Annotated in this window: 4 protein-coding genes and 3 pseudogenes; 3 read left to right on the top strand and 4 right to left on the bottom strand. The window is 53.2% G+C overall.

The window, feature by feature from the left end; genetic code table 11:
• Nucleotides 1–517: 517 nt before the first annotated feature.
• Nucleotides 518–1,579 (bottom strand): annotated as a pseudogene (locus DSM14862_RS17425) (transposase).
• A gap of 210 nt (nucleotides 1,580–1,789) precedes the next feature.
• Nucleotides 1,790–2,712 (bottom strand): annotated as a pseudogene (locus DSM14862_RS17420) (IS5 family transposase).
• 408 nt (nucleotides 2,713–3,120) lie between these two features.
• Here DSM14862_RS17420 and DSM14862_RS17415 point away from each other — a divergent pair.
• Both DSM14862_RS17415 and DSM14862_RS17410 read left to right on the top strand, forming a co-directional pair.
• A complete protein-coding gene (locus DSM14862_RS17415) occupies nucleotides 3,121–3,891 on the top strand; it encodes a hypothetical protein (RefSeq protein WP_243254486.1) in 771 nt (256 codons plus the stop codon).
• Between the two features lie 59 nt (nucleotides 3,892–3,950).
• Complete coding sequence (locus DSM14862_RS17410; protein WP_243254485.1) at nucleotides 3,951–4,187, top strand: hypothetical protein; 237 nt, start codon at nucleotides 3,951–3,953, stop codon at nucleotides 4,185–4,187.
• Between the two features lie 443 nt (nucleotides 4,188–4,630).
• Here DSM14862_RS17410 and DSM14862_RS17405 read toward each other — a convergent pair.
• A pseudogene (locus DSM14862_RS17405) lies at nucleotides 4,631–4,894 on the bottom strand (transposase domain-containing protein); the annotation flags it as partial.
• 183 nt (nucleotides 4,895–5,077) lie between these two features.
• Nucleotides 5,078–7,204: a GumC family protein gene (locus DSM14862_RS17400; RefSeq protein ID WP_243254484.1), complete on the bottom strand. Its 2,127-nt coding sequence runs from the start codon at nucleotides 7,202–7,204 to the stop codon at nucleotides 5,078–5,080.
• A gap of 588 nt (nucleotides 7,205–7,792) precedes the next feature.
• Here DSM14862_RS17400 and DSM14862_RS17395 point away from each other — a divergent pair.
• The gene (locus DSM14862_RS17395) at nucleotides 7,793–9,091 is read left to right on the top strand and encodes a glycosyltransferase family 4 protein (protein ID WP_243254483.1); all 1,299 of its coding nucleotides are present in this window, start codon (nucleotides 7,793–7,795) and stop codon (nucleotides 9,089–9,091) included.
• The last annotated feature ends 6 nt before the right edge of the window (nucleotides 9,092–9,097 follow it).

The following is a 9,097-nucleotide window of genomic DNA, read 5'->3' as shown; positions in this document are numbered from 1 at the left end:
TCTTGTCTGCCCGTAACCTCGACCTTCAATTGGCGTTTCTCGAGTGTTTAGGGTTCAAGAAACAGCTTTTGCGGTCGTTTTGTGTTTATCTTGTTACAAGCTATGCCCCGGGGAGACCTGAATCTCAAGAAGAATTACGGATTTGGAGCTTGAAAATCCGAAACCATAAACAAGGAGCTTGAGTACAGGAAGTTGATGCAATGAACTAAGAACGCCTGCAAGTGCTTTGAATTAACGGATAAAAGATCTGTGCTGACTTACCCACAGGTGCTTCATTTTTGCTTGAGTTCGGTGACCTGCGCCATAGGGCATACGTTTGGCTGTAGCGCCGATCAAAGCATAAATTTTCCCGAAACAGTTCTTGGAGGAGAGCCTGTGGTCTGCCTCAAAGTGGGATTCAGAGACAGTTAAAGCGCCGAAGTCGATAAAAGGCGTTACCAGGATCGATTCTGTCCGAATCTATCTGCCTGATTGAAGCCGTGCCGGGAGATGGACCAGCCCCCGTTTCACCGGACACCTACGCGATTTCGGTTTTGGCCCTGATGAACTTGCGAGGCGAGCGCCATTTTAGGCCGCTGTGTGGGTGGTTGTCATTATAGTCCTCGATCCAGTCTCCTATCAAATTCAAAACGGTTTCAGCATTGGGTAGCGGGTTAACGCGCACATAGTCGCGCTTGAGCGTTTTTACGAAGGCTTCGGACATGCCGTTGGATTGCGGGCTTGAGACTGGCGTGAAGCATGACTTCAGGCCGAGTTGGCGAGCAAAGACGGGGGCTTCCTTTGCCGTATAACAGCTGCCATTGTCGGATAAGACCTCAAAAACCTCTGGCGCGTGATAGCTGCCGGAGGGTTTCTCGAAGGCCTCCAGAAGCATGTCACGCAAGTCCGAGCCACTGATCCCGGCATTGGCGACAGCCCGCCAGGCGATGAGCTCGCGATCATGAGCGTCGAGGAAGAACGCCGCGCGGATAACATCGCCATTCCAGCAGGTGCCGGGCAAGACTTTCTGTCCTGAGCTCCCGGTTCAGGACTGCGGTGATCCGGCGGGAGCCATAGGTTGGGCGTTCTACCACCAAACGCTCAATACGAGGCAAAAGCGCCGCGTCCTGAGCTTTATAATAGCTTCGACGCGGCTTCGTGCTTCCACTCTGGCGTTCATACAGGTTCGAACGGGATACACCTAGCGTTTGCGCCACCATCTTCATCGGGAACCGCCCGGCTTGAGCGATTGCGCAAGCAAGGTAAGTTTTTTTTACCGGGACTTATCCAGCGCTTCCTTCAGAATCTCCACCTCCAGCGTCTTGCGTCCCAGCTGGCGCTCAAGTTTCCGGACGCTGACTTCCATCTCTCGAACAGTCTTGTTGCTGGTCACGCTGTCATCTCCTGTCACGGCGACACTCCCTCCTTCGAGCATCAGTCTACGCCAACGATACAACGGTCTGGGGGCCACGCCAATACGACGAGCAACGGCGGAAACGCTATCCCCGTCATAAAGGGTCTCTTCAACGATCCGTAGCCTTTCCGCCGCGGACCAGCGCCGACAGCGACCACCAACAGTGATGATTTCTATCTCAGACATAAGCACGTGCTTAAGGCTATCCTTAAGCCTCCTTAGTCAAACCAAGGAGGCCGGTCGAAATGGGGGCCAGTTCAGGAGATACCTCGACTTTTACACCAATGTGATACATCATCACAGAAAACGAACGTGCTGGATATGCACGAAATGTGCAGGCAGGCCTCTGTTGCGTCAATCAGCTGACGAACGGATCTTTCCTTCCCCCAGATGGATTTATCCTAGGGCTTTCGTGACAGGGATGCCAATGGCGGTGTGACTGTTCAGGATTGCGACGCGCACCTGAACCTCCGCGGTCTGGCGGTCAAAGTCGCGCGCCATCAGGCGCTACCAATTAGTTTTACGCAGTGCATCTTTGTCTTAACGCGTCTTCGGCGGTGGTGGCCGCTTCACTTTCGCCTGAGCGCCCGACCCAGATATCTTGATGCGCGAAGTGCGTCGTTCCTGACGATAGCACCGGCTGTGGTTAGCTTCCTTGGCTGGGCATTCCGGCGCGGTGGTATACCTGCGGCCGCACCGCGATCAGCGATGGCCTTGTGACATCGGCGCGTGTCGTAGGCACCATCGGCAGTCACGCTGCCAACCTCCTGATCGGGCGGAATCTGGCCCAGTAGGTGAAACAACATCGGTGTACCCCCAAGTGTTGCTGCCGGTGATCTCAACTGCTCTGATTTCCAGCGTTTGCTCATCAATGCCGATGTGGATCTTGCGCCAGACGCGTCGCTTTGGCCCGCCGTCCTTGCGGGCATTCCATTCGCCTTCACCCTCGATGCCGGTGCTATCGATCAGCAGGTGCAGCGGGTCCTTCGCGCGACGATATGGAATGACCACCGAAAGCGTCCTTTGACGGCGGCAAATGGTGCTGAAGTTAGGCACGTCCCAATTGAGGCCTGTCAGCCGAAGCAGGCATTCTACAAAGCCCGTCGTCTGCCGCAGCGCCATCCCGAACAGCACCTTCATCGTCAAACAGGTCTGGATCGCAGGGTCACTGAATGTCCGCGACCTACCCCTCTTGCCGGAGGGTTCGGCATCCCAGTTCATCTTCGGATCGAACTAGATCGTCAATGATCCGCGGCGGTTCAGCGCCTCATTATAGGCAGTCCAATCGTCGTCGTATAGGTAGGTGATGTGCGAGCCAGCTACCATATTGGATTCACGACATGAAGCCCCACTGGTTTTGTGCAATATCACCCGTTCTCAGGTTCTCAATACAGCCGTTGGATATGAACGCTGTAGACAAGCAGTCAGCAGATCGTCCAACAGTTCCTGCCACGCGTCTTTGCCGTTAAGACGTGACGAGTGACCTATTTTGTCTATAGAAGGTAGTGGTGTGCTGATGTTTTCGCCAAGGTGCCTTTCCGCGATCGGCCTTCTCGTCCAGCAAAGCTACCAAAGTCATGTAATCTGTTGTACTAGTATCACAAGTGAGCATCAATCTATTTGAATGGTTACCTCGCCAACCCATTTTGGGGGAGGAATGTTGTGAATGGCTACCAGCTATTTTACAGATTTGGTTAGAAACGAAAGTTCAATTAGGCGGAAATGGAATGTCGAGAAAAATTTTAGCAATTTCTTCAATGGTCGCAGCCCTTGGGACGTCTGTCTTTGCGCAAAGTGACGCGGTTATGGTGCCGCAGCCTTCGCTCCCCAGCCCAAGCATGCAGCTGGCATTTCCAACGGTAGCAGGCGCACCCTCGGCGGTCGCACCAAAATCCGGGAGCGGTTTTGTTGGGCTGACCTACGCCACGCCGCGGGGCGGAGTATCCGGCGCGGGTGGCGACGGAGACCTTGTTGCAGGCTATAGTATTGGTAGCCCCCTTGAGAACCTAAGTCTGACATTCGGGCTGGCCTTGACCGGTCTTGAGCCTTTAGGTGATGCTGGTTCGCTTAGCCTCTCTGCTTCTCGTCTCGCGCATGTGGGCGGGAATTCTGCTACTTTCGTGGGTGCGACGGTCTCTAACCTTGCAGCATGGGGGGTAAATTCAGACCGGTCGGAACAGTTTACCGTCTATGCTTCGCACATCCTTGCCGTAGACAAAGGGGAGGTGGAGATCCCGCTTCAGTTTGTAATTGGGTATGGTACTGACAATACTCGGCAGTCAGATGGTCTCACGATCGAAGATGGGGCCTTTGCGGGTGTTGGCGTGGGGATCACCCCAAATATGAGCGCCAGCATGTCCTTCACCGAAACCCAGCTGAACCTCGGGGCGTCCTTCAACATTCCTGACTCGACTATCAGCACTTCCCTCAGTCTTCTCGACGTAACAGACAACACCAACCGCCAGCAGGTGACTTTGTCAGTCGCCTACGGTTTTTGAAATTCCATAAAAGGTTTAAGTCTATGTTGAAAAAAATTCTAATGTCTGCAGCAGTCTCTATGGTTCTTACCAATAGTGCGTTTGCAGGGGATACCGTAACGGTCACCGCACCCGGTGGCGCGGGCCACACAATCGGTACTGGGGTGATCGCAGCCGCAATTACACGTGCCACGGGAGTGTCTGTCAGCAGCATTTCAAGTGTAACGCCAGGCGGCGACATTACTGTGGTGGCAGGGGGAAATACCTATGTCGTGAAATCGGGCTACATTGCGATGCTGCTAGCCTATTATTCCTAATGTCTCTGATAGGTTGAGGGAGGTATGACCTTCGTAAGCTTCTCTCCAACCTTTCTCCAACACTCTCTAGACCTTCGTCAGCGCGGCTCTGTGCCAAGCTGACGAAGGTTCAATCGGATAAATTGGGTCCGCCGCGCTCAAAAGGGGAGCTTTCGATCTTGCGATCCGTAAGAAAAATGGGCGGCCCAAGCGTTGCCATTCGGAAAGCCTGCAATTCCCAAAAATTCCTGGTTTGTCGTGTTCCGCATCGATATCTACCAGACGAAGTGACCGATGAGACTTCATCCAACAGATTGGTCCCGCCCGAGATCGTCCTCTCATCTTCGAAATCCCGTAGTCAGGTAATGAATGCGAACGCCAAAATGGTTGGCAGACCGAAGCTCCAACATATTGCTTATGCGTCAGGTTCATTGCGCGCGTAACCGAACCATTGATACCGCGGCTTAGGCTGCTTGACTGCTCGCTTCTGGGTTTGATGCCTTCCAGTTCCACGGCAGCAACTCATCCAACTTGTTTATCTTATGGTCGTGGATGCGGTCGAGGACGTCCGCGAGATAGGCTTGTGGATCGAGGCCGTTTAGCTTGGCAGTTTCGATGATAGTCTTTGCGCGAGCCAGGGTTTTGTCCCCGGTGTCAGCGCCTGCGAACAACCAATTTGTACGGCCGATTCCGATAGGGCGCAGAGCCCGCTCTGCTGGATTGTTGTTGGCTGAGCTACTCCCCCTTAGTTGGGACAATCACTTCATGACGCATATCTCATCCTATCTCATACGACGTCGGTAACGACAGTACTTGAGAGGTTATGATTTCAAGCAGCAGGCGGTAACAATCGGCGCCTACTTGGGCGCGGAGTTGAACATACCCGATTATGGCATGTTTCGACACGGGCATTAGTTTGTATAGTATCCGGCATAAGCTTGATAGCTATCGCCGTAGCCATAACGCTTTAATTGATTCCGGTCTATCTGGCTGAGGATCAAGCCGCTAGGTTTGAGGTTTACGCTCTCTAAAGATTTCAACCCATCCAAAACCTGGCGGTGGGTGACGCTGTCCCATTTAACGGAATAGATGATTGCGTCAGCCAGCTGGCCTAATACGCGCGCGTCCGGAACTGCTAGGACAGGAGGAGAATCAATAATTATATGGTCGTAGTGGTTGCGCAATTCCTTGATGAAGTCGCTGAACGTTTTCGACGAAAACAGGTCTGCTGCATTTACACGTGATCTTTCCCCATAAAGAATGTCCGCATTCAGCCCTTCATCATATACCGTGGCGTCCTTCAATGAGATGTCCCCCGACATCACTGATAGGAAGCCGTGGGGGTGATCGTGAGAGAAATACTCTGAAAGCACACGACGCCTCAGATCCCCTTCAATCAGGAGCACTTTTGCCCCCAATCCCGCAAAGTTCTGCGCCAAAGCAATTGATTGAGTTGTCTTCCCTTCGCCTGGCACAGAGGACGTGGACATAATGACCTTCGGCGGCGTATCGAGGTTCGCTAGAAGAATCGACGTTCTCAAGTTCCGCACAGATTCAGCTGCTGCTGAGTTCGGTTTCTGAGTAATGTACTCCAGTACACTCTTCCGGGCTTTCACCGAGATCTTAGGAATTTGACCGATCACAGTGTATCCTGTTTTTGCTTCGAGATCCTCTGGTGTACGGAATGTATTCTGCGCCATCTCTCGCAGCAACACCGCAGCGGCCCCTCCCATTAGTCCTAGAATGAGAGAAAGTGCTAATATGCGTGACTTTCGCGGTGCGGAAGGGGCAGGGGGGACGACAGCCCGGCTCAGAAGGCGGCTATCGGCCTGTTGAATCCCTTGCTGTATGCTCGTTTCTTTCAACCGACTTAGGAAAGCCTCGTAAAGAAGCCTGCTAGCCTGAACTTCCCGCTGGAGCTGTTCCAATGTCACCAATTCTTGCGACTGATTGTCGATACGTGAAGTTACATCAGCGATAGAAGCTTCAATGGCACTTAGCTGAGCGCGCGCGCGGGCCGCGTCGAGCTCTGCTTGGGTGATCAATGCTTGACTACGCGCATTAAAAGCCTCTTGCCCGCCCTCACGCCCTTCCTCTAGACGCAGCAAAGCCTGGTCCAATAGTGGATCTTCAGCAATTTGGGCAAACGCATTTGGATCGCCGGCGCCTTCCGCATTGCGCAAGCTCTCTATCCGGGTTCCGGCCGCTTCTGCCTGGGCTGCGAGCGTCAAACGCCGCTCCCTTAGGTCTTTTACTTGCCGGTTAAGGGCTGCGAGTGTTTCTGCATTGATCAGGTCGGTATTGGTCGAAAAGTTCTTCAGTTCCGCTTGCACTGTTTCTAATTCGACCTGTAGGCCACTGACCCTTTCGCTAAGCCAAGCTGTAGCCGCTTCCGTCTTCTCGAACTTCACAGAAATCTGGTTCTCGATGTAAAGCTCGGCAAGGCGGTTTGCGATTGCGGCCGATTTTTCTGCATCTTGCGTAGTTGCTGTAATTTCAAAAACAAAGCTTTGGCGTAGATTAGAGACAGAAAGGGTCTCAAGAACTGCGTTGATGGTCCTGTCCAACGTGGCTCTTTCGGACACGACAACAGGGGTGTCTTGGGCGCCCAATAGGCCGCGCAGAGCACCGATAAATGTGCCAATAGAAAACCGAGGGCGGGGCTGAAGGCTGGTGTTGAACTCTGGATCGCCAAGCAAATCCAAATCTAAGACCAGCGTCTCAATCAATCCCCGCGAACGAAGAACCTCGACCTCGGTGTTAATTGTAGATTGATCGCCGCCAAGCCCGGTAACGACGCTCTCAATGTCCATCACCTGTTCCTGCCTGCTCTCGAGAGCTACGGCAGACTTGGCTGTGTAGACCGGCACGGCCATCCCGTAGGCGTAAAAACCTCCAAGAAACAGCATAAGAAATCCGCATAGGGCGATCCATAATTTGCCGCGCCAAAGAGTTTGGAGCAAGGCGGCGAGGTCAATTTCATCGCCGTCAGTAGGATCATTGGGGGGATGCCCCGATGCACTGGAGAACTGTTTCATATTATTTACTGCTAACCGGTATCAACTGCGTTGGCGTCTCCTAACCCCAAACACCTTCCAATGCTACCGACTATTAACGCCCGGGCAGCACCTTGCAAAATGGCGCATTTGGGCAGCAGACCGTCGCGTAATTTGAGCGCACGCAGGGGGTGTCGGCATTCGGACGCTTGGGTCACGAATTTCCCTCGTCCGTTCAGTTACTGCACTTGATCAGTATTATAGACAGCTATAACGTGCACGATAGGGTTGCTGTTCGCGGATAGCGATACGGGCGTATTTTCGCTTGCATGTGCTTGTTAAATCGCTTGGGGAATGGCAAATGCCTCGCGCACCGACAACAGTAATGGGGAGAGTTACGTGCGACCATCCCATATTTCTGGGTGCGCCACGCAAGGCGATTGTTCAATGTTACCTGTGAATTTCAGGGTTGGGCTGCGGCGACAGATGGGACGCAGGTTCAAATTTGAAGAGCCTGAATTGGAACTGCTGGTGTCGAGGCTTACTTTAGAAAACACTTGGTTGTGTTTTATTTTCTTTGGGCGCGCAGATGTATCGCGCCAAACTTTGTATTTGTAAGGTTGTCTTTTTATGTATGAACTCTTGGTATTCGGAACTGCTTTTATCATTAGTCTCGCTTCGAGCATGCTTTTCATCGCGCGCCCGAACTTGCTCATGTCCCACGAACATATGTTGCGCGATCTATCTGCGCGTCAATCCCAACATACGCGCCCGACCCCGCGCGTGGGGGGGATTGGAATTATTTTAGGCCTCTGTGTTGGCTGCGTGTTTTACTACAATGAGCTAGGACGTGACCTTCTTCTAGCTCTCGCGTCAGGTGCCGTCGTGTTCTGGGCAGGGCTGCACGAAGACATTTTTCGCAACGTTAGTCCCCGCAACCGACTATTTGCGGCGTTCCTTTCGGCAGCCCTGGCGATTGGCGTTACAGGATCTTTGGTGCCAGACTTAGGCCTGACAGAGGGCGCCTTATTGAAATGGATTGTCCCGGCCATCGTGATTACCTTGCTGTGGTCTGCTGGCACATGCCACGCGCTGAACCTCGTAGACGGGTTGAACGGACTCTCTGCTCTTTATTCTTTGACAGCTTCCATAGGCTTTATCGCGATCGCGGGTCAGACTGGAGATACGGACATCCAGATTGTGGCGGGCCTTTTGCTGGTGTCGGTTTTAGGTTTCTTCCTTCTGAACTGGCCCTTAGGGCGCATTTTCCTTGGAGATGCCGGAGCTTATGGCATTGGCCATATTCTAGCTTGGCTCGGGATCATTCTCGTGGTGCGAAACCCCTCTGTGGCGGGCATGGCCATCTTGCTGCTGCTCTTTTGGCCTGTCTGCGACACGCTCCTTTCCATCTTGCGCAGGCGGGCTACGCGGCGCGCAACGGGCCAACCGGATCGGCTGCACTTTCACCATATCGCCGTACGAACGGTCGCCATGGCAGCGGGGCGCCGGGGCCGGTTTGATAACCCGATAGCGACCTTATTCCTTGTGCCTTTCTTTTCGGTCCCGATTGGCGTGGGGGTCCTACTATGGGATCAACCGATAATGGCGACTTTTGCGCTGGCCTGTTTTATCCTGCTGTTCATGGCGACCTACATATTTGCCGTAAAATATTTTGCTTCGCGCCAATTTCGACGGGTCCGTCGTCTGGCCCCCGCGCTACTTAACCGTAAACGGTCCAACTTTCAGGTATCACCCTTGTCTGGCACCTATAGGCGGGAGACTGAAGTTTTGGACGTTCGGATCTTTAGGGAAGCTGGCAAATCGTATTGGACGCTACAGGCCTCCGCTGCGGACAATGAGAATGTGGCCTATGAGGGCACGTTCCGGACGGATGTTGAAGCCCACGATCAACTACTTAAGAAAGCCTAAGGGCAT

Source organism: Sulfitobacter indolifex, assembly GCF_022788655.1.
GTDB lineage: Bacteria > Pseudomonadota > Alphaproteobacteria > Rhodobacterales > Rhodobacteraceae > Sulfitobacter > Sulfitobacter indolifex.
This window is presented reverse-complemented; position numbering and strand designations above follow the sequence as displayed.

Coding starts and splice junctions, on each gene's coding strand:
- DSM14862_RS17415 (WP_243254486.1), top strand. CDS start 3,121: ATGTCGAGAAAAATTTTAGCAATTTCTTCAATGGTCGCAGCCCTTGGG.
- DSM14862_RS17410 (WP_243254485.1), top strand. CDS start 3,951: ATGGTTCTTACCAATAGTGCGTTTGCAGGGGATACCGTAACGGTCACC.
- DSM14862_RS17400 (WP_243254484.1), bottom strand. CDS start 7,204: ATGAAACAGTTCTCCAGTGCATCGGGGCATCCCCCCAATGATCCTACT.
- DSM14862_RS17395 (WP_243254483.1), top strand. CDS start 7,793: ATGTATGAACTCTTGGTATTCGGAACTGCTTTTATCATTAGTCTCGCT.